Origin of the sequence: Acinetobacter bereziniae LMG 1003 = CIP 70.12 (assembly GCF_000368925.1) — a bacterium.
In the GTDB taxonomy this organism is placed as follows: Bacteria; Pseudomonadota; Gammaproteobacteria; order Pseudomonadales; family Moraxellaceae; genus Acinetobacter; species Acinetobacter bereziniae.
Genome location: NZ_KB849756.1, coordinates 1150696 through 1177497, shown reverse-complemented (window position 1 = coordinate 1177497; position 26802 = coordinate 1150696). Strand labels below are relative to the sequence as shown.

24 protein-coding genes are annotated in these 26802 nt (G+C 37.5%); 6 read left to right on the top strand and 18 right to left on the bottom strand.

Annotated elements, in window-relative coordinates; all coding sequences use genetic code 11:
* Positions 1-27: 27 nt before the first annotated feature.
* Positions 28-861, bottom strand: a complete 834-nt coding sequence (locus tag F938_RS15425; RefSeq protein ID WP_005033197.1) for a DMT family transporter — start codon at positions 859-861, stop codon at positions 28-30.
* Between the two features lie 78 nt (positions 862-939).
* The gene (locus F938_RS15420; RefSeq protein ID WP_004829585.1) at positions 940-1920 is read right to left on the bottom strand and encodes a LysR family transcriptional regulator; all 981 of its coding nucleotides are present in this window, start codon (positions 1918-1920) and stop codon (positions 940-942) included.
* 100 nt (positions 1921-2020) lie between these two features.
* Here F938_RS15420 and F938_RS15415 point away from each other — a divergent pair, with 100 nt between their 5' ends.
* The 6 genes from F938_RS15415 (at position 2021) to cntB (ending at position 9534) form a co-directional block, all read left to right on the top strand.
* Positions 2021-3133 carry a tartrate dehydrogenase gene (locus F938_RS15415; protein WP_005033195.1) on the top strand — a complete coding sequence of 371 codons (1113 nt, stop codon included), beginning with the start codon at positions 2021-2023 and terminating at the stop codon, positions 3131-3133.
* Positions 3134-3170: 37 nt separating this feature from the next.
* Positions 3171-4826 carry a BCCT family transporter gene (locus tag F938_RS15410; RefSeq protein WP_142952384.1) on the top strand — a complete coding sequence of 552 codons (1656 nt, stop codon included), beginning with the start codon at positions 3171-3173 and terminating at the stop codon, positions 4824-4826.
* A complete protein-coding gene (locus F938_RS15405; protein WP_005033189.1) occupies positions 4823-5776 on the top strand; it encodes an alpha/beta hydrolase in 954 nt (317 codons plus the stop codon). The genes F938_RS15410 and F938_RS15405 overlap by 4 nt, the downstream gene beginning before the upstream one ends.
* Before the next feature lie 65 nt (positions 5777-5841).
* On the top strand, positions 5842-6957 hold the full coding sequence (gene cntA / locus F938_RS15400) for a carnitine monooxygenase subunit alpha (protein ID WP_005033186.1): 1116 nt from the start codon (positions 5842-5844) through the stop codon (positions 6955-6957).
* Positions 6958-7020: 63 nt separating this feature from the next.
* Positions 7021-8472 (top strand): NAD-dependent succinate-semialdehyde dehydrogenase, encoded by a 1452-nt coding sequence (locus F938_RS15395; protein WP_005033183.1) that lies wholly within the window; start codon positions 7021-7023, stop codon positions 8470-8472.
* 105 nt (positions 8473-8577) lie between these two features.
* On the top strand, positions 8578-9534 hold the full coding sequence (cntB, locus tag F938_RS15390) for a carnitine monooxygenase, reductase subunit CntB (protein WP_005033180.1): 957 nt from the start codon (positions 8578-8580) through the stop codon (positions 9532-9534).
* Positions 9535-9617: 83 nt separating this feature from the next.
* Here the strand turns inward: cntB and F938_RS15385 are convergent, their stop codons facing one another.
* The 16 genes from F938_RS15385 to F938_RS15310 form a co-directional block, all read right to left on the bottom strand.
* Positions 9618-9905, bottom strand: a complete 288-nt coding sequence (locus F938_RS15385) for a hypothetical protein (protein WP_228129518.1) — start codon at positions 9903-9905, stop codon at positions 9618-9620.
* A 373-nt stretch (positions 9906-10278) separates the two neighbouring features.
* Complete coding sequence (locus F938_RS15380; protein ID WP_005033175.1) at positions 10279-11337, bottom strand: helix-turn-helix domain-containing protein; 1059 nt, start codon at positions 11335-11337, stop codon at positions 10279-10281.
* Positions 11338-11594: 257 nt separating this feature from the next.
* On the bottom strand, positions 11595-12131 hold the full coding sequence (locus F938_RS15375) for a fimbrial protein (RefSeq protein ID WP_005033173.1): 537 nt from the start codon (positions 12129-12131) through the stop codon (positions 11595-11597).
* Positions 12132-12136: 5 nt separating this feature from the next.
* Positions 12137-13147 carry a fimbrial adhesin FimH gene (locus tag F938_RS15370; RefSeq protein WP_005033170.1) on the bottom strand — a complete coding sequence of 337 codons (1011 nt, stop codon included), beginning with the start codon at positions 13145-13147 and terminating at the stop codon, positions 12137-12139.
* Positions 13148-13158: 11 nt separating this feature from the next.
* Entirely contained in the window at positions 13159-15774 is a 2616-nt protein-coding gene (fimD, locus tag F938_RS15365; RefSeq protein ID WP_034715370.1) for an outer membrane usher protein FimD, read from the bottom strand.
* Positions 15775-15779: 5 nt separating this feature from the next.
* Positions 15780-16484: a fimbria/pilus periplasmic chaperone gene (locus F938_RS15360; RefSeq protein ID WP_005033167.1), complete on the bottom strand. Its 705-nt coding sequence runs from the start codon at positions 16482-16484 to the stop codon at positions 15780-15782.
* A 19-nt stretch (positions 16485-16503) separates the two neighbouring features.
* Positions 16504-16995 (bottom strand): hypothetical protein, encoded by a 492-nt coding sequence (locus F938_RS15355; protein WP_005033165.1) that lies wholly within the window; start codon positions 16993-16995, stop codon positions 16504-16506.
* A 55-nt stretch (positions 16996-17050) separates the two neighbouring features.
* Complete coding sequence (gene fimA, locus F938_RS15350; protein ID WP_005033162.1) at positions 17051-17599, bottom strand: type 1 fimbrial major subunit FimA; 549 nt, start codon at positions 17597-17599, stop codon at positions 17051-17053.
* Between the two features lie 549 nt (positions 17600-18148).
* A complete protein-coding gene (locus F938_RS15345) occupies positions 18149-18352 on the bottom strand; it encodes a hypothetical protein (RefSeq protein ID WP_005033160.1) in 204 nt (67 codons plus the stop codon).
* 522 nt (positions 18353-18874) lie between these two features.
* Positions 18875-19897, bottom strand: a complete 1023-nt coding sequence (locus tag F938_RS15340) for a helix-turn-helix domain-containing protein (protein ID WP_005033158.1) — start codon at positions 19895-19897, stop codon at positions 18875-18877.
* A gap of 278 nt (positions 19898-20175) precedes the next feature.
* The gene (locus tag F938_RS15335; protein ID WP_005033155.1) at positions 20176-20718 is read right to left on the bottom strand and encodes a fimbrial protein; all 543 of its coding nucleotides are present in this window, start codon (positions 20716-20718) and stop codon (positions 20176-20178) included.
* Between the two features lie 9 nt (positions 20719-20727).
* A complete protein-coding gene (locus F938_RS15330; RefSeq protein ID WP_026040303.1) occupies positions 20728-21732 on the bottom strand; it encodes a fimbrial protein in 1005 nt (334 codons plus the stop codon).
* A gap of 189 nt (positions 21733-21921) precedes the next feature.
* Positions 21922-22932: a fimbrial protein gene (locus tag F938_RS15325; RefSeq protein WP_005033151.1), complete on the bottom strand. Its 1011-nt coding sequence runs from the start codon at positions 22930-22932 to the stop codon at positions 21922-21924.
* Between the two features lie 13 nt (positions 22933-22945).
* Positions 22946-25552, bottom strand: coding sequence for an outer membrane usher protein FimD (gene fimD / locus F938_RS15320; RefSeq protein WP_005033149.1), 2607 nt, complete (start codon positions 25550-25552; stop codon positions 22946-22948).
* A gap of 4 nt (positions 25553-25556) precedes the next feature.
* Positions 25557-26258: a fimbria/pilus periplasmic chaperone gene (locus F938_RS15315; protein ID WP_005033147.1), complete on the bottom strand. Its 702-nt coding sequence runs from the start codon at positions 26256-26258 to the stop codon at positions 25557-25559.
* A gap of 19 nt (positions 26259-26277) precedes the next feature.
* Positions 26278-26757: a hypothetical protein gene (locus F938_RS15310; RefSeq protein ID WP_005033145.1), complete on the bottom strand. Its 480-nt coding sequence runs from the start codon at positions 26755-26757 to the stop codon at positions 26278-26280.
* Positions 26758-26802 lie beyond the last annotated feature (45 nt).

The window sequence follows — 26802 nt, the reverse complement described above, 5'->3', positions numbered from 1 at the left end:
TGGGAATGAGCTGTTGGTGATCAAGCGTTAGCTAACTCTCAAAATTAGTGCACCGATTAAAATAATACAGGATGATAGAATTCGGGTGATCGTAGCACGTTCTTTTAAAATGAAAATCGCAATTAAAGTCGCAAATAAAATTGAAGTTTCACGCAATGCGGCAACGATGGCAACAGGTGCGAGTGTCATTGCCCACAAGGCGAGACCATAAGAGAAAAATGAACCGATTCCACCGATTAAACCAAGATGCCAATTTAAACGGAAATAATTCCCCATCTGTCGATACTGCATTTTTAAGGCAAAAATAAAAAAAATCAGTCCAGAAAGTACAAAACTCCATAAGATATAAGAAATAGCTGATCCAGAAAGGCGAATCCCATGTCCATCCACCAAGGTATAACTCGCAATCAAGATTGTATTTAACAAGGCTAAACCAATCCCTTTTCGTCCCTTTTTAGGTGCAGCGAAGATCATGGATAAAATGCCGATGGAAATCGTGATGATACCAAGCCATGCATAGAATTCGAGCTTTTCATCCAGCAACAATGTCCCTAAAACAGCAACGATAAGCGGTGCAGTACCTCGCATTAACGGGTAGGTCAGTCCCATGTCTGCGATATGATAGATTTTTGCGACCATACCAAAATAGACAATTTGTATCACTGTAGATGCTAAAATATAAACCCAGCTTGCACTGTTGGGCATCGGAAAAAAGGGCAGCAATAGCATGGCTAAAACTGCTGCTGATGTAGTAACCAGTACGGTGGTTAAGAACTTATTTGAGCCCGCTTTGACAATCGCATTCCATGTTGCATGAAATACTGCTGCCAGTAAAATTAGACCAAATATCGTTGTGCTCATAGTTTAAGCGTCAGTAGATCATCAGTTTTATCAAGCTGATGATTGATGATATTTAAAAAAACAAAAATCTAAGCATACCTATAAAAATACCTTCTCAGCGCTGTGTTGAACAGATTCTACAGGTTGAATCAACTGTCCTCGTGATAGGTTTTGGATATGTTGCAAACGATTCAATAATTCATTTTGAATAAACAAAATACAGGTTTGTAATTTGGATGAACTTTTCAAACGTGATGGATAGACTGCCCATACATCTGCATCTTGCCAATATTCTGGAAGAATGTGTTGTAACTGTCCACTAATCAATTCATCGGCAACATCCCAAATTGAACGTAAAATAATCCCGTGACCTTCTACAGCAAGCTGATGAATAATTTCCCCATTGTTTGAAATAAAGCGCGGTGTAACATGTACCGACATATCTTCTGATGCGTGACGTAATTTCCATAATACAGAGGATTGATCACGCTCACTAATGGTTAAGCAGTCATGATGCCGTAAATCTTCTAAATTTTCAGGCGCACCATTTTTAAGGATATAACTGGGTGCAGCACAAAAAATTCGAAAATTAGGCACCAGTTTTTTTGCAATCATATTGGGTGCAATTTCGTTACCAATACGAATATCCAAATCAATACTGTGTTGAATCAGATCCTTAGTATTATCAATGGTATCAAACTGTATCTCCAGTTTTGGATACATGGTCATCAGTTTTGACAAGATGGGCGCCACATGTTTTCGACCAAACCCAAAGCTGCTGACAATATCCAGATGTCCTGTTGGCGTACTTAATGGGTTATTGACCAGTTCACTAATCTCATCAAACTCGTCCAAAATATGCGCAACACGATCGAGTATAAGTTTGCCATCTTCCGTCAAACTGACATGGCGTGTACTTCTATGAAACAATTTACAATTTAAATTGGTCTCTAAAATGTTGATCCGCTTACTAATAAAAGCAGGCGAAACGCCAAGCTCATCCGCAGAATCGACAAAACTCTTACGTTTTGCGACTGTGCAAAAAACCTTTAAATCCGATAGGTTAGGTAGATTATTCACGATCCGTGTCCATTGGGGTGATAGTTTTCTTATTGATCATTTTTGCTGAAAACAGCATGTTTACATCTAAGGATATTAACCAAAGGTGTAAGGGAGCGTTATGGCAAAAAAGTATAAAGTTGCCACGATTGCAGGTGATGGGATTGGTTTAGAAGTTCTACCAGAAGGAATCAAGGTTGTAAAGGCAGCAGCTGATAAATATGGTATTGAACTTCAAATGGATACCTTTGATTGGGCAAGCTGCGATTATTACCTTGAACACGGCAAAATGATGCCGGATAACTGGTTTGAGGTTTTACAGCAATATGATGCAATCTTCTTTGGTGCTGTAGGTTGGCCTGAAAAAGTACCCGATCATATTTCACTTTGGGGCTCATTGCTGCAGTTCCGCCGTCGTTTTGATCAATATGTGAATTTACGCCCAGTTCGATTAATGCCAGGGGTGAAATGCCCACTTGCAGGTAAACAGCCAGGTGATATTGATTTTTATGTGGTGCGTGAAAACAGTGAAGGCGAATATTCCGCAATAGGTGGCAAAGCTTTTGAAGGCACTGATCGAGAGTTCGTATTACAGGAAGCGGTATTTACTCGTCATGGGGTAGATCGCATTTTGAAATATGCATTTGAATTTGCCAGTCAACGTGATGCTCAAAAGATCACAGCTGCAACCAAGTCCAATGGAATTGCTGTCAGCATGCCATATTGGGACGAACGTGTGGATGAAATGGCAAAACAATATCCGCAAATCAAAGCAGATAAACAACATGTTGATATTTTAGCTGCCCGATTTGTACTACAGCCTGAACGTTTTGATGTAGTGGTTGCATCGAATTTGTTTGGCGATATTTTGTCTGATTTGGGACCTGCTTGTACAGGAACGATTGGTTTAGCAGCATCTGCAAATCTCAATCCTGAACGTAAGTTCCCGTCATTGTTTGAGCCTGTACATGGTTCTGCTCCAGATATTTTTGGTCAGCAAATTGCCAACCCGATCGCTGCAATTTGGTCAGGTGCCATGATGTTGGATTTCTTGGCAGATGGGGATGAACAGGTGATTCAGGCAGGGCAAGACATTATGCAGGCGATTGAACATATCTTGGTTCATGGACCTAAAACGCCGGATGTTGGCGGAACTGCAAAAACTTATCAAGTTGGAGATGCCATTGCATCATTTGTAACTCACGAGAAAATGGATTTATTCGCTATGGAATAACCACCATATGGAATGATCAAAATCCAAGATGGATTGAATAGATATGGATAATCAAAATACAAAACTCTATACAGATAAGACCTTAGCTATAACCAGTCTTGCCGTTGTATTTATTTCGGTGGCTGGTTTAGCGATCTACTCATCTGAATCAATAGAATTGGCTTCTAAATGGATGCACTGGACGACTTCGGTATTTACCACACCGGTGCTTTTATTTGCTTTTTTATCAATTATTTTTACCTTTGGTTTGGCATTTAGTAAATACGGCAAAATCAAGTTGGGAGAGGGAAAACCTGAATACAGCACCATGTCGTGGATTTTTATGTTCATTTTATCGGGCATTGGTTCTTCGACATTGTATTGGGGCTTTTTGGACTGGGCATATTATTACCAAACCCCGGGCTTAAATTTAGCACCCGAATCTGCCGAAGCACTCAAATACAGTGTGGCATATTCATTCTTTCACTCTGGTTTAAGCGCATGGTCGATCTATGCACTTGCGTCTATTTCACTGTGCTATAGCTATCATGTGAGAAAGAATAAAGGCTTGAGCTTGGCTTCGATGATAGAGGCGGTCACAGGGTTTAAGTCAACAGGACCCGTTGGACGTTTGGTTGATTTAATGTTCTTGCTGTGTATGTTTGGTGCCTTAACCATTTCATTGGTACTGACCGCAGTGACCTTTACCAATATTTTGTCGCAGCTAACCGGTATTCCAAATACCTTTATGACCAAGGTCGTCATCATTTTTGCGGTATCGATTTTATTTGCCTTGAGTTCTTATGTCGGTATGGACAAAGGGATGCAGCGTCTCAGCCATATGGTTTGTCTGGGTGTGGTACTGTTCGCAATCTATGTCCTGTGCTTTGGACCGACCCAATTCATTATGAATAATTCATTGATGAGTTTTGGTCTTATGGCAACCAACTTTGTTGATATGAGTTTATTTACAGACCCGATGGGCGATGGAAAGTTCACCCGTGAATGGACGGTTTTCTATTGGTTGTGGTGGATTTCTTATGCACCGGGTGTCGCACTTTTTGTTACCCGAGTTTCAAAAGGACGCACCATTAAAGAAGTGATTCTTGCCATGGTGATAGGTGGTAGCGTTGGTTTATGGTTCATCTTCGGTGTATTTGAAAACTACAGTGTATATAACTTTATTCATGGCATGGTGAATGTTCCCCAAGTCTTGAGTCAGCAAGGCGGTGAAGTTGCGATCAGTCAACTGTTGGGTCTTTTACCAGCAGGCAAGCTGATGATGTGGATCTTCCTCGGCATTATGGTGATTTTCCTTGCAGCGCATATGGATGCGGTTGGTTATGCCGTCTCGGCAACCTGTACACGTGGCTTAAGTGAAGGACAAGATCCATCACCAAATGCTCGGTTATTCTGGTGCTTGATGCTGACCTTGGTACCCATTGCGATGATTTTTTCTAAAGCACCTTTAGACACTATGAAAACGGCAACGATTGTGACCGCCTTGCCTTTTATCGTGATTATTCTGATACAGACGTATGGCTTAGTGAAATGGTTGATTGAGGATTATTCAAAGATTCCATCACATCTGATTGAGCAAAGTAGCTTTAATGAATTGCAATCATTGGATCATACAGAAGCCAATAAGCATATGCATATTGATGTTGCCATTGAGCCGATTGCAGATAAGGCAAGTCAAAAGGAATTGTCATGACAGCACAATCGAACATGAACTATGAATTAAGTGAAGAAATGCAAAGCTTAGTATATTGGAGCAGTATTTATTCACCTGCGGATCAGGATATTGATTCAATACGTGCTGCCTATGATGCGATGTGTTTACACTACACTTTGCCAAGAGATGGCACAGTCAATATTGAAGATAGAGTCGTACCGCATATCACGCATCCAGTGAATGTTCGATTGTATTACCCACTTGGTGAAGCACCAGAAAAAGGGTGGTCATGCGTTGTTTATATTCATGGCGGTGGTTGGATGGTGGGAAATTTAGATTCACATGAATTTATCACCCGTTATCTGTGTCGTGATCTCAATGTTGTGGTACTGAGTATCGATTACCGATTAGCGCCTGAATATCACTTTCCAGCAGCTTATGAAGACTGTGAAACGGTTTACCTCTGGCTTAAACAACATGCGATTGAATGGAGTATTAATCCAGATCAAATCGTATTAGCAGGAGATAGTGCAGGTGGTAATTTAGCGGCGTCACTGGCAGTTCAGTTACAACATACGGCAAATCAAGCATGTGGTCTTGTACTGATTTATCCAAGTCTAACCACCCAGTTTGATAGCGAATCTTGCCTGCGGCATCGACAAGCACCGTTACTGAGCGTAGTAGACATGCGTTATTACTTAACAGCTTATGCACCCAATGAAAATGATTGGCAAGACTTACGTTTATCGCCGTTGTTCGCTCAGGATTTTTCTGGTATGCCAGCGAGTTTTATTGCTGTAGCAGAGTATGACCCTTTAAGTGATGAAGGACGTATTTTTGCTGACAGCTTAAAACAAGCCAATATCGAAACGGAATTTTATCTTGGAAAGGGATTGCTACATGGCAGTCTACGCTTAGTTCGTGATTGCCCAGTCGTACAGGATTTATATCAGCAGATGCTGAGTTCAATAAAGCAAATGCTCAATTGATTTGGGCATCAGCCAATTTTTAATGAAACGGTCGTTAGGACAAAAGAGTTTAATGGAGTAAAACCATGAATGCAGTTGAAAAATTACCCGAAGATTTCTGCTCAAACCCAGATGTAGCATGGACCTTCCCAAAAGTGTTCTATACATCTTCACAAGTTTTTGAACGTGAGAAAGAAGAAATTTTTGCAAAAAGCTGGATTTGTGTGGCACATGGCAGTGAAGTTGCACAAGCCAATGATTATATTACCCGCAAGGTGATTGGTGAAAACATCATTGTGATCCGTGGTAAAGATAATATTTTACGCGCTTTCTATAATGTATGCCCACATCGTGGTCATGAGTTGCTCAGTGGCAGTGGTAAAGCAAAAAACGTGATTACCTGTCCATACCATGCATGGACATTTAAGTTAGATGGTAGCTTGGCTTTGGCACGTAACTGTGACCATGTTGAGTCATTTGATAAACAAAACTCAAGTATGGTGCCGTTAAAGGTGGAAGAATATGCAGGTTTTATTTTTATCAATATGGATGAAAATGCAACTTGTGTAGAAGATCAGTTACCTGAATTTGCCCAAAAGCTCAATGAAAGCTGTGCAGTCATCAAAGATTTAAAACTTGCAGCACGTTTTGTCACTGAAACACCAGCAAACTGGAAAGTGATCGTTGATAACTATATGGAATGTTATCACTGTGGTCCTGCGCATCCTGGTTTTGCAGATTCAGTGCAAGTCGATAAATATTGGCACACCACACATCAAAACTGGACTTTACAATACGGTTATGCACGTTCTTCAGAAAAATCATTCAAATTAGATCCATCTGTTCAAGACCCAACCTTCAGTGGTTTTTGGACGTGGCCATGCACCATGTTTAATGTTCCACCAGGTAGCAATTTTATGACAGTGATTTATGAATTTCCTGTTGATGCTGAAACGACCTTACAACATTATGACATTTACTTTACCAATGAAGAACTCACTCAAGATCAGAAAGATTTGATTGAATGGTATCGTAATGTATTCCGTCCTGAAGATTTAAATCTGGTTGAAAGTGTGCAACGTGGGTTGAAATCACGGGGATATCGTGGTCAAGGTCGTATTATGACTGATAGACAACGTTCAGGTATCAGCGAACATGGTATTGCATATTTCCAAAATCTGGTTGCGCAATACCATCAGTAATTCATCAATTTAGAGGTGCGGCAAATCTAGCCGTACCTTCTTGTCACTTTATAGGATCATGACATGACAAGTTTGCAAGGTCGTCAGTTATTTCAACAACGTGGATTGGTCAATGGTCAATGGATCGATGCTCAATCTCATGACACTGTACCTGTAACCAATCCAGCAACAGGTGAAGAAATTGGTGTGATTCCGAATATGGGAACAGCTGAAGCAACACAAGCCATTGAAGTTGCTTATCAAGCATTGGCTTCATGGAAAGCGTTAACTGCACAGCAACGTGCGGATTTATTGCTTGCTTGGTATCAGTTGGTGTTGGCGAATGCAGATGAGCTGGCATATATCATGACGGTTGAACAGGGTAAACCTTTGGCTGAAGCATTGGGTGAAGTGAAATATGCGGCTTCATTTATCCAATGGTTTGCTGAAGAGGGAAAACGTGTTTATGGTGATGTAATTCCAACCACCAACAATCAACAACGTTTTATCATCAGTAAAGAGCCTGTCGGTGTTGTTGCTGCAATTACACCTTGGAACTTTCCGATTGCGATGATTACCCGTAAAGCAGCTCCTGCTTTAGCAGCAGGCTGTAGCATTGTGATTAAACCCGCCAATGAAACACCATACAGTGCTTTAGCCTTGGCGAAGTTAGCTGAAATGGTAGGTATTCCTGCTGGTGTAATCAATGTTGTAACCGGTAAATCACAAGAAATAGGTGCGGTATTTACCAGTCATGAAAAAGTTAAAAAATTAACATTTACAGGGTCTACGCCTGTCGGTCGTTTATTGATGCAGCAATGTTCAAGCACCATTAAAAAACTGGCATTGGAATTGGGTGGAAATGCACCGTTAATCATTTTTGATGATGCTGACCTCGATAAAGCTGTTCAAGGTGCGATTTTTGCTAAATTCCGTAATGCTGGACAAACGTGTGTTTGTGCCAATCGTATTTATGTGCATGACAAGATTTATCAGGCATTTACTGAAAAGTTTGTGCAAGAAGTGCAAAAATTCAAAATTGGCAATGGTCTTGAAGCAAACGTACAGATTGGTCCTTTAATCAATGAAAAAGCGGTCGTAAAAGCCCAGCAATTGATTGATGATGCCTGTGAAAAAGGGGCGCAAGTGGCTTGTGGCGGTAAACCGCATGCATTGGGGCAAACATTCTTTGAACCCACGGTTTTAACTGGTGTAAATCAGCAGATGGAAATCGTACAAGAGGAAATCTTTGGACCTGTTGCACCACTGATTCGCTTCAGTGAAGAAGCAGATGTCGTTGCACAAGCCAATGATACGATTTTTGGTTTAGCGGCTTATGTCTACAGTGAAAATATTTCGAGAATTTGGCGCGTAGCTGAACAACTCGAATATGGCATGGTGGGAATGAACTCCACCGCAATTTCCAATGAAGTCGTTCCGTTTGGTGGTGTTAAACAATCGGGTGTGGGGCGCGAAGGTTCAAAATATGGTTTAGAAGAATTCATGACCATTAAATATATGTGTTTAGGCTTATAGCAACAACACAGGTTGGTCGATCAGTGAAGATTAGCCAGCCTGAAATCTGCGCTTAAAATTAAGAAATGCTTGTATGAAGCAGCATGTGGTAAAGAGGATTTAGACATGGCAAGTCATTATGAAATGTTTCCATCAGTGGTTACTCGAGTAGAACAACTCACCCCATTGATCAAACGATTTACATTTAAACGTCAGGATGGACAAAATTTCCCTCAATTCAATGGCGGTAGCCATATCATTGTGAAAATGAATGATCAGCTTTCCAATGCTTATTCACTGATGAGTTGTGCTGAAGATCTCTCGACTTATCAGGTCTGTGTGCGTAAGGATGTCGAAGGCAAAGGCGGATCAGTGTATATGCATGATCAGTGTCTAGAAGGGTGTGAAATCGTCATTTCTGAGCCTAAAAATCTATTTCCTCTGGCTGAAAATGGTAGCAAGCATATTTTAATTGCTGGTGGGATCGGTATTACGCCGTTTGTACCTCAAATGGAGGAGCTGGCGGCGCGTGGCGCAGACTACGAGTTGCATTATGCTTTTCGTTCACCAGAACATGCAGCATTATTAGAAGAACTTAAACAAAAACATTCAGCACATATTTTTAGCTATGTCGACTCAGAAGGCAAAAGCCTTGACCTCGATCAACTGATCGCATCACAACCTAAAGCAACACATATATATGTATGTGGACCTAAGCCGATGATTGATGCTGTGATTGATCGTTGTAATTTTCATCGTTATCGTGATGAATATATTCATTGGGAACAATTTGCTTCAACTGTGCCTGAAGAGGGTGAAGCTTTTACGGTGGTACTGGCGAAATCTAATCAGGAAGTTGAAGTACAAGGCAATCAAACGATTCTACAAGCCATTGAAGCATTAAATATTGATGTGGAATGTCTCTGCCGTGAAGGGGTTTGTGGGACTTGTGAAACTACAATTATTGAGGGTGAAGCAGAACATTTTGATCAGTATTTGAGCGATGATGAAAAGTCTTCTCAACAGTCGATGATGATCTGCGTTTCTCGTGCCAAAGGTCGGAGATTAGTACTGGATTTATAAGTTGAATGATGATTTTACTTTTAATTTAATGTAGCTATTTATTTTAATAATAGTATAAAAATCTAAGAGCTGTAGCTTAGTCCTTATTGTACTTCTACAGCTCTTTTTAATGTTTCATATAAATATTCATAGTCTTTACTTCTTGCATCTTGTAATGTTTCCTTAATTTGCTCATCACTCCAACCTAAATATTTAACATGCGTCAGAAAGCTTGCAATCAAGACTAGACTATGATCACCTTTTCGTAGATAGGTACGTTTCAGTTTTTGTTTGGTTACTTTTTTTAGCAAAACTTTATACCTCCATTTTTTAATAATTTTATTTAAAAAAAGAGCAATAGACTTTCCATATTGCACATGATTTCTTGTCATTTTTAACAAAATGAGTTTTTTTATAGAGATGTTTAGCATTTATGAGTTGGAGGAGAATTTATATCAATATATTGTTTAATATGGTAAAAATATTTGCAAATATGAAATCCAAAGGTGATTTTTGGAGAGAAGTAAAAATAATTCAAATAATAAGCTTAATGATTCCTAATATTATCAAGAAAATATAATACTTAGCGGAAAATTATGTTTTTAAACAAACATAGTTAGTCTCATTATCTTGTATGAAAAATTGCCTCATACACTTTTTGTATGGATCTATATTCAAGATATTCAGTAGTTGTGAAATTGTGATTTGATCTAGTGAAAGCGCTTTCAAGATTAAATTAAACTAGTTATAAATCATATACTTTGATCATTCCGTATAAGAACAAAATTTAGGATTTATTGCATTCATATTTTTATCGATATGACGTTTTCTCCATTCTGAAGGTGATATTCCAGTCCAAGCCTTAAAGGCTCGATTAAAAGAGGTTTGATCTTTATAGCCGAGTAAAAATGCGATGTCGACAATCAGTAGGCTACAATTTTTCAGATATTTCTTTGCCAAACTTTGACGGATACTGTTTAAAATATTTCTAAAGGATAATCCATTCTTCTTTAAATCAATTTGCAATAGTCTAGGTGAGGTATTTAAAGACTTAGCAATTGTTTGAATTTTAACATCACTACTTTCTAAAGCTCGTAAAATACTCAAATTGACAAGTTCTCTTAATGAATCTTGTTTCGGCATTTTTTTGAGTAATGTATTGGCATGGTTAGTCAGAATTGTCAAAAGATTGGGGTCATGACTTTTAAATGGAATATGCAGAAGAGAACTGGACAAAATAATTTTAGTTTGTTCAGTATTAAATTGGATGGGGCACTTAAAATATCGCATATATTTTTCCAAATCTTTCGGCTCGGGTATCGCTAGTTCTAAGCTCAGGAAAATATTTTCTTCATCGTCCAGAAGTTGTTTGAATTGTTGATAGATGATTGCTACATGCATTTCTTCAACAACCTTGCTTTCTTGAATATAAATACCTGCTTGTAAGTAGGAGGGTTTTTCCCACGATATTGAAAAAGTATCGGTTTCAACACGAATTTTTTTGGGAAGATAATTGAACCAAAGTTTTTCATATTTAGGTAAGATTTGAATGTAGTCTGATAGCGTATTGCTGGATTGTGCAATATAAGCAACGACACCGATATGATTAGGTTGAAATAATCTACCCATATCCAACCCTAAACCTTCATGAGGATACTGCTTATCAATGGTTTTGATTTTCTTCAACCATTCTCCAAAAGTAATGTGATCATTCAAACTACTTTGAGTCTTTTTAGGTGATATTAGATGATTTTTTTTGCAAAATTCATCTAATAAGCCCGCTAAACTTGTTGTTACACTTTTGGTTTTTAAAAATGATTTCATCACTCCTCCAATTACTTTAATTTGACATACTTGTTAATTTGATTTAAAATCATTAGGGGTAAATTTTAACTTTTGTTTTTTGATTACAGAGGCAAAACAAATATAAAGACAAATTGCTTTTTAAGAAAATCAGTCCATTTAGTGTGTTAAGTTTTTAAGTTTAGAATAAATCCTAAGTTTTTGTTTTAACTGGGTTTATTCTGGTTTTTACTGATTTACTATAATATTAATTTACGTAGATTCATCATAATGTTCTCTCATTGATACTCTATAGAAAATTGAGCGTTTGCATTCGCTAGCCCTGCTTTTGCTTGCGCTTTGGTTACGATATAATTAGCATAAAATAGTGTAGAAACCTTACCGTTACTGTCTACGATGAATTCTTCACTTTTTTTGCCCAAAGCTAAGCGTTTCTTGTTTTGATCTCTAATTTCTATTGCAATATTCTCGGCTTTATTTACCAAATCATCGATGGCAAGCAGTTCAGCATTATCAGAATCACGCACCCCCTCAAAAGTAATCGTCACGCTTCCATTTGGAGGGCAATTACTCATTTCAAAAGGAATTGGGATGGCTTTGGATTGACTGCCAACAGACGGTAAATCTTTGGTTGCAATTGTGCCAAGATGAATATATTTATCTTGCTCAGAATTTAAGACACCGCAAGTTACAGTCGTTACATTGCCAGAAAGTTCAATGTTTACACGCCCTAATTCAACGCTGGAATCTTGAGCATTAGAGTGTTGATGAATGCTGGAACAAAAAATCACCATAAACGCTACTATATTTTTCATTTTTTCTACTCAAAATCTACTCGGAGATAACCTCTTGATTTAAAAGGTCCAACTTGAGGTGTTTTGCCTGTTAAACTGATAGGCCAAGCTTTAATGGTTACGTTGGCAGGTTGTTGCTGCAGATTAAAGGGAATGACACTGTTAATATTATTGGGAGTCAAAATGTTATTGTTTTGATCTGCCATCTGAAATCCAATATCTGGATTATCTGAAATCATTATATTTCCGTTCGCTCTTTCTGCTTCAATTCGAAGTGTCAGCATGGCTTGTGCATTGATATTGGTGCATTGAATTCCTAGTGTCCGTGTTTCTACCTTGACATTGCTTGGTTTATTTCCAGGTCCTGCATTACTAAATGCAACTGCTGGGATATCGCCAAAAGGAATTTCTACAATTTCACTTGTCCCAATTTTACAACTTTGAGGTACATTGACAGAACCGCTGTAACTCACTGTATAAACAGGAAAAGTTAATGGATCGCCTGTGCCTATTGAGACATATACGGTAAACATGGTCTTTTTAGGAATAGGGACAAAGTCAATAAATGGCTTGATCACTTTAAGCCTAAAGGTAAAGTTTGAATCCCTAACTCCAAAAGGTCTGCCTGTACTGACATTGGCGTCATAGCCCATCTGTACATAATTTGCTGGCGGATAAAAATCACCAGCGATACTATCAGTAATTTTCATTGCACCGACCAAATAATCATTAATAGGTAGATATTGATAACGTCCGATTGTTTCAACAATTGGCAAATCTGTAACATAACTACGCTTAGTTCGATTACCACTGATACCTGAACTATGGGGTTCACATACTGCATATACTTGTGCCGAGAAGTTTTTTCTGATTTCTACAATTTGTCCAACAGCATTATTGGAACTACTGAAGCTATTGGAAAGATCATAGAAAACTTCATCCACAACGCCTTGCCCTTTACTATTCCAGCATGAAATTGCAAAACACTGGGTAGAACCAAGTAATAATAGGGAAGAGATTAAAAGCTTAACTTTCATATACACTCTCCTTATTTACATTCAAGGTCAAATTGAATAACGGGTTTGGTTAAGTCCATTTCTGAAATATCGTAATTAGCCACACACTTTCCTCCATCAGTTTCATTCCAATTCACTTCTAATGTGCCTTTAAGCGGGAGCCCAGTTAAATAGACCCGACCATCATCTCCGACCATGCTTCGAGCTGAACTTTCTATTTCAGCTACGCTACTTGCGTAAGGTAAAAACTTGCCATTATGAGTTAACGTAATCAGTGCTCTCATCCCAATACTGGTGTCGAAGGTTGCTCGGACAATAGCACCTTGAATAGGTACTACATTTTCGACGTTATTACTGATTTCAAGATTATTGCTGAAGCTATTTGAGTTGAGTGCAACACGATTGGCACGGTATTCAGTGGCATAAGGAACAATCGCATAGCCACGCCAATCTGTTTTCACACCAATATAATTTTCGATGTTGACCCCTTTTGCGCCCGGTGCTTTGACCAAAATTGAGGTAGCACCTAAGGGTTGACCAAAAGTAATACCATCACGATGGGCAAGCACACCACCTGAAGCGTTATAGGTAAATTGATTTGAGTTTTGATCATAGTTATAGCCAGCACCAATGCTGCCGTACCGACCCTCATAATTTAAACTGACTGAACCGATACTTCCTTGGTTACTGACATGACCTTGGTTGATGCTATAACTTAAATTTCGGTCTTTGAGTAACGTTCCACTTAAACCCGTTAAGTAAGATTCATGACCATTCGAGTTTTGAGTAGTTGAAAAAGTACTATAAGCATTATTCACAGGACTATTTTGGAAGTTTGCTTTAGGCCATAATTTGTCCAGAGGGAAGGAAATATTCATGGCATACATGGTGTCAGTTTGATTAATTTCTGAATATTTGTTACGACTGATTGAAAATGAATAATTTAATCCTTTCCACGAGTTAGCATAGCCTGCTTGCGCCCATTCATTCTTCTTATTGGTATTCCAATAGGTTTGTTGATTTCCTGAGACAAACAGTGAGCCATAGTTACCTAAAGAATGAGAAATATTGACTTCTAGCCGCCCTTTTTGCGGATTATATAAGTTGTAATAATCTGTAATGATTGGTGTATTGGCTTGATTGCCATCGTGCGTTTCAGAAAGTTCATAACCGCTCATATTGTTATAGCTAACATCATTCAAGGTATAAAAGCCCTTAGTTGAGTAGCGATAACCAAGAAGTTGAAAAGTCGTACCAGAACTTAAAAGCGATTTTGAATATAAAAAGCGTAATGATTGCCCACTGTGTGTAGACTGATCCGCTAATTCACTATCTGCATGAGTCACATCAAAAGATAATGCACCATAATTTCCAAGATTTGCGCCTAAACCTATAAGTGCGCTCTTATATTTTTGAGAAAATTGTGTTCCTGCATACACAGAGATTCCATTTTTCAGTCCGTGAATCGCAGTTGCCTGCACCACGGAAGGATTATCTTGAGAATCTCTACCACTGCGGTATTCACCAAAAACAACACTGTATTTGGTTCGACCTTCACGTTGTAGGACTGGGAGTGTGGAATAGGGAACAACAAAGCTTTGAATTGAGCCATCGTTTTCTTCAATAGTGACCAGAAGGTCGCCACTCATCGAGGTAGGATTTAAATCTTGGATATGAAAGGGTCCAGGCGCCACATTAATTTGATGGATCACATAGCCATTTTGCTTGATCACCACTTTAGCATTGGTTTTGGCTACACCACGTATAGTTGGAGCATAGCCTTGTTGGCTGTCTGGATACATCGCACTCGATGTTGATAAATGCACGCCACGGTAACCAAAGCTGTCAAAAATCTCACCATTTGTTGAACCATCTCCAATAATTAATTGGCTTTTTAATGGAATAATCGTTTTTTGTAGATAGGTATTTAAATTATTCCATTGATTGTATGTTTTTTCTTTGTAGGTGTTATAGTTCCAGCTACTTGAGTGCCTCAATTGCCATGATCCAAGATTTATGCCACTGTCTAAACGTAAAAAAAGACTGTTGGTATCCGTTTTTGAGTTGTCATAACCAGAAAGACTGTAGTTGGTAAATAAGCCATTGATTCCTTCATCCCATTGATCTGGAGGAATATAACCACGAATCTGATTGCTTAATGCTGCTTGAGGTATGCTAATCATCAATTTTTGTTTATCAAACTGAAATTGGCTATTTGCACCCTCAATGATCGTGCTAAAGTCAGTACACTGTTTATTTGTAGACAATTGCTCATATTGAGCTATATTTACGCCAAAACCTTGTAAAGTTTTCGTGTCTAAACAAGGAAATAGTCCCGTAGTGTCCTGAGTGTTTGGCTTTTCAATAAAGTTGATATCACGAGTAAACATATATTGATCATTGACATATACGTCGACTCGATAAAGACCAGGTAGTTGATGCGATGATTTTTCAAATCGGGTTAAATCAGAAATTTGAGTATTGGATAAATTATCTGTTAAAAATGCGGAGTTAAATACTTCCTCAGCATGATTAGCTCTGATTGTAATGATTGAAATAAGCATTGTCACAACAATCCCAAATGGATAGCGTGAAATATTTTTGCTTATACATACACTGTTGTATGGTATTGAAAATAAATTATTCATGGCGATTACTTCAGTGTTAAATCGACTTTAGGTGTTAAACCACCATAATCATTAACGGTTTGATAACTTAAGTTGATTCCCGAAGTGCTCGAAATTTTTGTTTCTGCAAATGGCATCGCCATAATATTAGGGAGCTTCTCACCATCTAAATAAAGGTTGACAAAAGAGACATGGTAGGGCGAAGGATTATTGACGATTATGCTCTCTGCAGTTTTTGAGAATTTAAGTGTTTCTAAGCTGGCTTCAGGTTTTGTTTTTAAATTTGTTGGACGAACAAAAAGCTTGATTCGAGATAATACAGCAAGCTGTAAAATGTTCTTATCTGCTAATGTCGACTTATCAATCGATGGTATTGCCTTCACATTGATCCAAAATACAGACTCGCGATCTTGAGGCAAATCTGAAGTCTCTATATTAATAATTCTGAGTGTGTTTTCAGTTTTTGCTTCTGCTACAAATAAAGGTGGAGTAATAAGAAAATCTTTAGATTTCTTGTCATTATGATCTTCAACCCATGCATTAATTAAAAAGCGCCCTTTATCATTACTATTGAGAATAGGAAGTGAAACTTGTTTTGAATCCACTGGATAAATTACGCGTGTCGATCCAAGAGATATTCCGCCTAAACCATCAGTATTGGCAAAACCTGTAGAAGACAAGCAGACTAAGGTTATATTCAGAATACCTTTTTTTAATAAGTTGAAGTTCATATAGACCCTTAGAATTCATTTATGGATAAAATACAGAAATTAAAATATGCTGTGATTGTGCGAGAGTATTTTCAAAGTTATGATTAATAAAAAGATTTATGCTCTTTTCTTTAATATTTTGATCATCTTTAGGCAAAGTAATATATTGAATAAGCCGTTGCCCTATGCTGATATACTCGTAGCCTTGAATATTAATTTCTTTATCAAAATCATTTTTTGCTTGAGGCGTTGTAAAGAAAATTTCTTGTGTATGTTTGTTTGGTTCAGATAAACCGATCGCAAGATTATCGTAGATGCTCATGGGACAAAACGAAAAATGAATTTGAACAGGGATGTGTGGAGTTTTCGTCGTCAGTCTATTTTTTTCTACAGAAATAGCACAACTTTCATGGACTAGAACCCCACGAAAATGAGCCCGTCCACCAAATACATAACTATCAGCATAAATATGAGAACAAACCAATATTCCAGCGAACAGCGTTATATATTTTTTCATGATGAATAAGCCCATTATGTTTAGTACGTTATAATTACTCTTGGGAAATAATTAATTTTTAAGTAAATAATTACTCATATTTCACAACAAATGTTGCATCAGCATTGGCTTGACCAGGTGTAGATTTACCTGTTGCAACATAACGTGCACTAAATTGAAGAGTGTTATCACCTGCAATAAGGTTTTTTGGTGTAGAGAAGCTTGAGCCACTCACACCTAAGATTTTTGAAGTATCATCCGAAATTTCAATTCCGACATTTGTTGCACTAGTAGCATTTGAACCAGCAGAAACTGTAAGTAAGTTTGGATTTGATGTTTCAGCTTGACCATAGAATGCGACAGCAGCAGTTGCTTGCACTGTCGGATCACAGTCTACAAGTTTGATTTGAAATGGTACTGGCGTGGTCTTGTCACCAGCTGCTTCTAAACGTGCAATACGATATTGACCTAAATCTACAGTTTGATTTGCAGATTCTGTACTCACAGCGCATGCAGCATTTACCAATTCACCCGTAAAGTGAACTGTACCGCCATTCACTGTTACAGCATCGGCAGCAAAAGCTGATCCAGAAATAGCCAAAGCAGATAAAGTTGCAATTTTTAATAGACTCAATTTCATAGTAAAACCTATTTATTTTAGAAAGGTTGATTTTCAATTTTTTTAATCTATTGAGTTCGGTTGACTGACTTCAATAAACTACATTTAGTCTCACTGTTTTAAAAAAAAGTGACACAGTTAAATAAATGTAGGTTCATGGTAGTTTGAATTATGTGAAATATCTTTGTAGTTTCTGGATGATTATTTGTATTTGACGAAAAATATTACTTTAATGTAATTTAATATTTATTATTAAAAATCAATATCTTGTGATTTTATTTTGTTTATTTTTTAATTATTTTTAAAAATAGAATTTCTATTAAGTAGAAATTTTGTTTGAATACTGTCACATTTTTTTTGAAAGTGTAATATTTTTAATACGATGTTAATGACTGAAAAATAAAAAATAATATAATTATTTATATTCCTATTGATCTAAAAGTAAACAAAATACAGATATGTGAAAAAGGTAATAAAATACAGGATAATAAAAACTAAAATTTGGAAAACTATTTTTTATAGTGAAGCAATTGTAATTTAAATATTTTTTATATGTAGATGGATTTACCATTATTCAATGGCTCTTTTTAATGTTGAGTACAAATAGTTGTAGTTTTGACTTCTTGCATCAGCCAATATTTTTTTAATACGTTCATTGCTCCAACCCAAATATTTTACATGGGTGACGAAGCTTGAAATTAACACCAAACTTGGGTCGCCTTTTCTTAAATACGTTCGTTTAAGTTTACGCTTTTCTGCTGATACATTTAGCACTTTAATATCCTCAAGATTTTTTTCTAATGTATTGCAGAAATCAGTCTGAAACTTTCCCTCTTATGCACGATTGCTTGGCATTTAAAGCATAAAAATTATTACACTTACTGAGTTGGATACAGATTTTAAAGCCTATGATTTAATCACTGAATTTGTTGTTCAGTTCTAAGTCAACACTTGGCATATGTTTACAGCATTTAGATTTAATGCTTTTAGAAACCATGTATTAAATATGATGACATAAAGTACATACACGTAAATCATAGATGATTATTGTTTGAATTTTCACCAACATAAGCGATTGAGCAAGAGTTTTGCTTTGGCTTATCTCAGAGATCTATTCATTACCGTGTTTATTGGGGGGATAGTTTGTTGAGGGAGCACTATAGAGATAGAGGTGAAATATGATTTTGATTAAAAATAGGCACTTAAATTTACTTCAATCGAAAAATGAATATCAACCACGACAAGCATTTCGTAGTAACTGATATTTTCCTCATTTAAATTTCAACTCACTATAGATTACATTCGCTTATCGAGATGTCGCTTGCGCCATTCGGAAGGAGAGAAACCTGTCCATCCGCGAAAAGCACGATTGAATGAGGTTTGATCTTTATATGCCAATAAAAAAGCAATTTCAGTGATCGCTAACCTCTCATTTTTTAAGTGCTTTTTCGCAAGATTTTTGCGTGCATTGGCAAGGATTAATTTAAAAGATGAGCCTCGGTCTCTTAAATCTCGTTGTAACATCCTTGGGCTGAGATTTAATGATCGCGCAACAAAATTAATCTGAACATTGTTATGCTCAAGCGCTTGGATCACACTCAAGTTCACCAATTCAATTAATGAATCTTGTTTCGGCATTTTTTTAAGTAAAATATTGGCATGATCTGACAAAATTTCAAACAGTGTCGGGTCATAACATTTAAGTTTGCTGTCTAATAAAGTATTTGAAAAAACAATTTTGGTTTGTTCTGTATTGAAGTAAACAGGGCAGTTAAAAAGTTGAGTATATTTTTCAATATTTTCAGGTTCAGGAATTGCGAGTTCGAGACGATAGAATGCATTTTTTGCTGAATCCATCAATTGTTGTAAGTGATGATAGATAATCGAAACTTGCATCTCTTCAACAATTGACGTTTCTTCTATAAATAAGCCTGCTTGAACATAGGCTGGTTTTTCCCAAGAAATTGAAAAAAAATCGTCATCGAAATTAATTTTTTTAGGAATGTAGTTAAACCATAAGCGTTCATACTTCGAGAGTATTTCGATATAGTCAGCGAATGTATTGCACGACTGGGCAATGTATGCCACGATACCAATGTGTTTGGCTTGAACCATGGCGCCAATCTCTAAACCTAAGCCTTCTTTGGAATATTGTTCATTGATGTCTTTGATTTTATTGAGCCATTCTCCAAACGGAATATGATCATTAAATGTACTGTTATAGCTTTTAGGTGAATCTAAGCCATGTTTTTTACAAAAATCATCTAATAAAAGTGTTAAACTATTACGAACGCTTTTAATTTTTAAAAAAGACTTCATAATTTCTCCAAGTTTCCAATTGACTTGATCGTAAATTGGGCTTAATATGCTGAAAAATTTGTAGGGATAGGCGACTCATCAAATTTAGACAAACTGAATATAATCGCCTAAAAAATTGACAAGTAGCTCTGTTGGCAAAATCAACTAGATTTACCAAAAAATAAAATATGATTAAAATTTAAAATTATTTATTCATTTGTTCTAAATCATATACATGCTCCTAAAATTGAAGGGTGGTTATTATATACTTGTTGGTAAAATTTAAGCATGATGTTTTTTCATTCATATTGAACAGAAAATTGCATCTTTGCATTGCCAATACCAGGCTCTGCTGTGTCCTTAGTCACAATATAATTGGCATAAAACATCAATGATGCATTTCCATTGGCATCGGCTGTGATTGGCTTACTTTTTGTCCCCAATACAACCCTGTTCTTATCTTTGTCGCTAATTTCAATGGCAACATTTTTGGCTTTTTTCGGCACATTATCTATGGCAAGTAACTGAGTATCGACAGTATCATTGGTCCCTGTAAAGGTGATGGTGACAAGACCATTTGCAGGACAACTGCTGACATCAAAAGGAATCTGAACACGTGGGGAACGATCATCTTTATTCATGCCTTTGCCTAGTCTGATGGTTCCCAGTTCTATTTTCTTATCTTGTGCTGTACTTAATACACCACAAGTCTTTTCTGTAACCTTGCCTGAAAGGGTAAGGTTGATTGCATCTAATTTCAGGTCTTGTGCATAGGTTGTTTGAGCGCAACCTAAGTAAAAAATACTTAGCACAGATATCATATATTTGCTTATGGTTTGCATTTTTTTCTCCTAAGGGAAGTCAATTCGGATATAGGCTCTGGAACTAAATGGTCCAACTGCAGGTTTTTTCCCTGTTACGCTGACTGGCCATGCTTTGAAAGATAGTGTCGCCTGTTGACTTTGATTGAGTTTAAATTCGGAGAAGCTTAATAAATTGTTTGGAATCAATATATTATCGCTCATGTCTGAAATCTTAAAGCCGACATCATCATTGTTAGAGACCAACATATCTCCTTGAGACTTTTCAGATTCAATACGGAAGGTGAGTGTTGCCGCAGCATTCATGTTGGAACACTGTACTGATACACTTCTTGTTTCAGGATTGATTGAATGAGGTTTATTGCCTGCACCTGCTTGGTTAAATTCAGAAGCAAGAATGTCACCAAATTGAATGTCTAAAACCTTGCCTGAGTCGATCGTACAAGACTGCGGTGCAACAATTCGCCCACTATAACTAATGGTATACACAGGGTATCTAAGTGGATCTGTATCACTAGTGGTTACATAAACTGTAAACATAGTTTTTGATGGAATGGAAACATTTCCTACAAAAGGTTTAACCACTTTGATGCGTAGCAATAAGTCAGAGTCTCTGATTGAAAATGCGTTGCCATTGTCTGAGTTTGGATCGTAACCCATAGTTTTTTTTATAGGAGGATAAAAAGTATTTACTGCACTGTCATTAATTTTCATTGCACCCAATAAATAGTCGTTGATACGTAGATATTTAAAAGTACTTGTATTTTCAACGATCGGCTCATTGGTTATATAGGAACGAACTGTCAAACCATAAGGAAAGGACGCCGTTTCACATATTGCTTGAATGGGTTTATTGAAATTTAAAGTAATGTCTTTGCTTTGACCCACAGCATTATTGTTTTGGTCAAATGCGGTGGATAAATCATAATTAATTGAATCGACTACAGTATATCCTTTCGAATTCCAGCATTGTCGTGCAAAAGATTGGGTTGAACCGAGTACTAACAGGGTGAGTAATAAAAACTTGAATTTCATCGTATATGGCTTGACACTTAAATTGCTAAAAAAATTACAAATACTTTGTCTAAGTATTTTTGAGGAATAAAGAGCTAAAACATTAAGTTTTGAACTGAACGCTGATGTATAAGAAAGCTGTTGAAGCGCTACATTTAGCGCTTGTATTGGACTGGATAGGTATGTGGTGTGATTTTTCATATTCCAATCCTAGGGGAAGTCAATCCGGATATATGCTCTGGAACTAAATGGTCCAACGGCTGGTTTTTTTCCTGTTACACTGACTGGCCATGCTTTAAAAGAAATTGTCGCAGTTTGGTTTTGGTTCAACTGAAATTCAGAAAAACTGGATAAATTGTTTGGAATCAATATTTTGTCGTTAAAATCGGAAATTTTAAAGCCGACATTATCATTGTTAGAGACCAACATGTCCCCTTGAGACTTGTCTGATTCAATACGGAAAGTCAGTGTTGCCGCAGCATTCATATTGGAACACTGTACTGAAACACTTCTGGTTTGTGGGTCGACAGAAGCGGGTTTATTGCCTGCACCTGCTTGGTTAAATTCAGAGGCAAGAATGTCACCAAATTTAATATCTAAAACAGTTCCTGAGTTAACAGTACAAGATTGAGGTGCAGTGATTCGTCCACCATAACTAATGGTATAGACAGGGTAAACGAGTGGGTCATTCGCTGCTGTTGTGACATAAACTGTAAACATGGTTTTAGATGGAATCGAAATATTGCCAACAAAGGGCTTGATCACTTTAAGGCGTAATGTTAAATCTGAATCTCGTACTTCAAAGGGATTACCGTCAGCAACATTAGGATCCCACCCCATAGTTTTTTGAACAGGAGGATAAAAGTACCTAGCAGCACTATCATAAATTTGCATAGCGCCTAGTAAATACTCATTAATCCACATATATTGAAAATTACCATCTCTTTGAGCAATCGCTTGATCTGTTTCATAGGAACGAACGGTTGTACTGGCGCTGCCTGGAAATGGAGCGGATGAACATACGGCTTTCACACCAGAGTTAAAATTGAAACGTAGATCTTTTGTTTGTCCCAAGACATTATTCGTTTGAGAGAATGTGTTTGATAAGTCATAGTGAACTTTGGCGGTTACATAGTATCCTTTTACATTCCAACATTGTCGTGCAAAGGATTGGGTGGAGCTGAGCAACAAGAAGATCATTAATAAAGTTTTGAATTTCATTGTGTGCAACTCCTTATTGACATTCAAGATCAAATTGAATAACAGGTTTGCTCAGATCCATTTGAGAAATGTCATAAGCCGTGCTGCATTTTTCACCTGTGTTTCCACCCCAATAGGCTTCTAAGGTGCCTTTAAGTGGTAAACCTGTTAAGTAAACTCGACCGTCATCGGCAACCATGCTACGGGTAGAACTGTCTGTTTCGATCACACTGCTGGCATAAGGTACAGGTTTTCCTGCTCGTGATAAGGTCACCAAAGCTCTGACACCGATACTGGTATCAAAGGTTGCTCGAACAATGGCGCCTTTAATTGGAACGACATGTTCAACGTTGTTACGAATTTCCAGATTATTACTAAAGCTGTCCGCGTTTAGTGCGACACGGTTAGAGCGATATTCATTGGCATAAGGCACAATCGCATAACCACGCCAGTCGGTTTTGACCCCAATATGATTTTCAATATTGACACCTTTTGCCCCAGATGCTTTGACTAAGATAGAGCTTGAACCTAAAGGTTGACCAAAGGTAATCCCATCACGATGTGCAAGCACGCCACCTGATGCGTTATAGGTAAATTGATTAGAGTCTTTTTCATAGCTATAACCTGCACCAACATTTCCGTAGCTGCCGTTATAGGTCACACTCAATGAACCAATGTCACCTTGTTGGCTGATTTTGCCTTGGTTAAAGCTGTAGCTTAAATTACGGTCTTTTAGCAAAGTGCCACTGACGCCTGCCATATAGGTTTCATCACCATTCGAATTTCGGGTACTTGAAACAGAGGCATAACTATTCTGGATTGGATTGTCAGTAAACTTGGCTTTTGCCAATACTTTGTCCAAAGGAAAAGAAAGGTTCATGGTATACATGGTGTCAGTAATGTCACGCGCAGAGTATTTGTTACGGCTGACAGCAAAAGAATAATTCAATGATTTCCATGCATTGGAATAACCCGCCTGTAACCACTCATCTTTTTTATCCGTGTTCCAGTAAGTTTGTTGATTTCCTGAAAGAAACAGTGCGCCATAGTCCCCTAGAGAATGGGTAATATTGACTTGGAAGCGACCCTTTTTGGCATTATTTAAATTGTAGTAGTCTTCAATATTAGGAAGATCAGTTTGATCTTTACCTGTGTTATAGCCACTCATGTTTTTATTGGTGACATCATTTAAGGTATAGAAACCTTTGGTCGAATAACGATAGCCTAAAAGCTGGAACGTGGTACCCGAACCAAGTAGTGATTTTGAATATAAAAAGCGTAATGATTGACCACTAGATGAACTTTTATCTGCTAACTCACTGTTTGCATGGGTAATATCAAACGAGAAAGCACCATAGTGTCCAAGATTGGCGCCTAAACCCAATAAAAAACTTTTATATTTTTGGGAAAGTTGAGTACCAGAGTAAACCGTCATACCACTGTTCAATCCATGGATTGCTGTTGCTTGAGCAATAAATGGATTGTCTTGGTTTCTTAACCCACTGCGGTACTCACCAAGTGCAACACTATATTTGGTGCGATCTTCACGTTGTAAAATAGGTAGTGTTGAGAATGGAACTTTAAAGGTTTGTAGAGAGCCATCATTTTCTTCAATGGTCACGACCAAGTCACCATTTAAAGATGCTGTACTGATGTCTTCAATCTTAAAAGGACCGGGCGCAACGTTGATTTGATGAACCACATAACCATTTTGCTTAATGACCACTTTGGCATTGGTTTTCGCAACACCACGGATCGAGGGCGCATAGCCTTGCTGGCTATCTGGATACATGGCTTCAGATGTAGATAAATGTACACCTCGGTAACCAAAGCTATCAAAAATCTCACCTGAAGTTGTGCTATCCCCGATGATCAGTTGACTTTTGATAGGAGCTACGATGGTTTGCGCATAAGTGCTTAAATCATTCCATTGGTTTGACGATTTGCCTTGGTGAGTGTTATAGCTCCAACTTCCAGAGTGTCTAAATTGCCATGCACCAATATTGAGTCCATTGTCCAGACGTAAAAATGCGCTATTGGAATCTGTTTTAGAGTTGTTATAACCTGAGATATTATAATTGAGAAATAAACCATTGATGCCTTCATCCCATTGATCTGGTGAGATATAACCTCTGACCTGATTCATGAGCGATATTTGTGGCAGACTAATATTGAGTTTTTGTTTGTCAAAGTGGAATTGGGTTGTTGCACCTTCAATAATCGAGGTGAAATCTACACATTGTTGAGTGGTATCTGCAAAGCCTTCATATTGGGCAATATTGACACCAAAACCCTTTAAGGTTTTGATGTCTAAACAAGGCAATAAGCCTGTAGAATCCTGAGCGTCAGCACTCTCAATAAAATTAATATCACGTGTAAATGCATATTGATCATTGACATATACATCGACACGATACACACCAGGTAACTGATGGGTGGACTTATCAAATCTGCTTAAGTCGGAGATTTGTGTGTCAGGCAACCCATCTGACAGGAATTCAGGGTTAAACACTTGTTCAGCATGACTCTCTCTCACCATCACTGCGGATATAAGCATCGTTATCGCCATACCCATCGGGTATCGCTTAATAATTTTCCTTATACGTAACGTATTGGATGATGTTAAATGTAGAGTATTCATATGCTTACTTCAGTTCTAAATTCACTTTAGACGTTAAACCACCATAATCATTGACTGTTTGATAGCTCAAGCTACCGCCAGAGCTGTCTGCGATTTTTGTCTGCGTTAATGGAGGGGCCATCACATTGGGTAATTTTTTGTCATCTAAATAAAGATTGACAAAAGACACATGATAGGGAGATGGGTTATTGACTGTAATACCGTCAGCAGTTTTAGAAAACTTGAGTGTATTCAATGAGTCTTCAGCTTTAGTGGTTAAACCTGTAGGTCGAATAAAAAGTTTGATGCGAGATAAAACCGCAAGCTGTAAAACATTCTTATCGGTCAATGTTGACTTATCAATCGAGGGAATCGCTTTGACATTGATCCAAAACACAGATTCACGATCTTGAGGGAGATTTGGTGCAACATTGATAATACGCAAGGTATTTTCAGCACTCGCTTCTGCAACAAATAACGGTGGCGTAATCAGAAAATCTTTAGATTTATTCTCTGAAGAATCTTCTACCCATGCATTGATCAAGAAGCGCTCTTTGCTATTGCTGTTGATAATTGGCAGTGAAACTTGTTTTGCATCCGTAGGATAAATCACACGGGTTGCGCCCAGTGAAATACCACCAGAACCATTCGTGTTTGCAAAACTTGTTGCAGTCATACAGGCTAAGGTTATACCAAGAAGACCTTGTTTAAATAAGTTCAAGTTCATATAAACCTTTAGAATTTACTTATGGATAAAAAATAGAAATTAAAAAATGTGGTGCTTGAGTAGGTGAATCTTCAAATGGCTTGTTTAAGTAAACACGTACACTTTTTGGTGATTCATCGTCATAATGTTTAGGTAGATCAATATGTTGGATAAATCTTTCACCTAAACGTTTATGTTCAGCACTTTGAATATTAATTTCTTTATCAAACTCACTTTTTGTTTGTGCTGTGGTGGTAAACATCTCTTTTTTTAACTGATTGGGTTCAGATAAACTGATAATGAGATTGCTATAGTAGTCAACAGAACAGGTTGAAAAGTTAATTTGAATAGGGGATTGGGGAGCTCTAGTCGAAGTATCAACAATACTCTCAATCGAAATTGAGCAACTTTGATTGAGTAAAGCCCCCAGAAATTGAGCTTTTCCACCAAATACATAACTTTCAGCATAAATATGAGTGCTAACCAATATCCCAGCAATCAGGGCTATATATTTTTTCATGGGTAAAATAAGCTCATTTAGTCAATTGCTTAGAAATTATTCTCG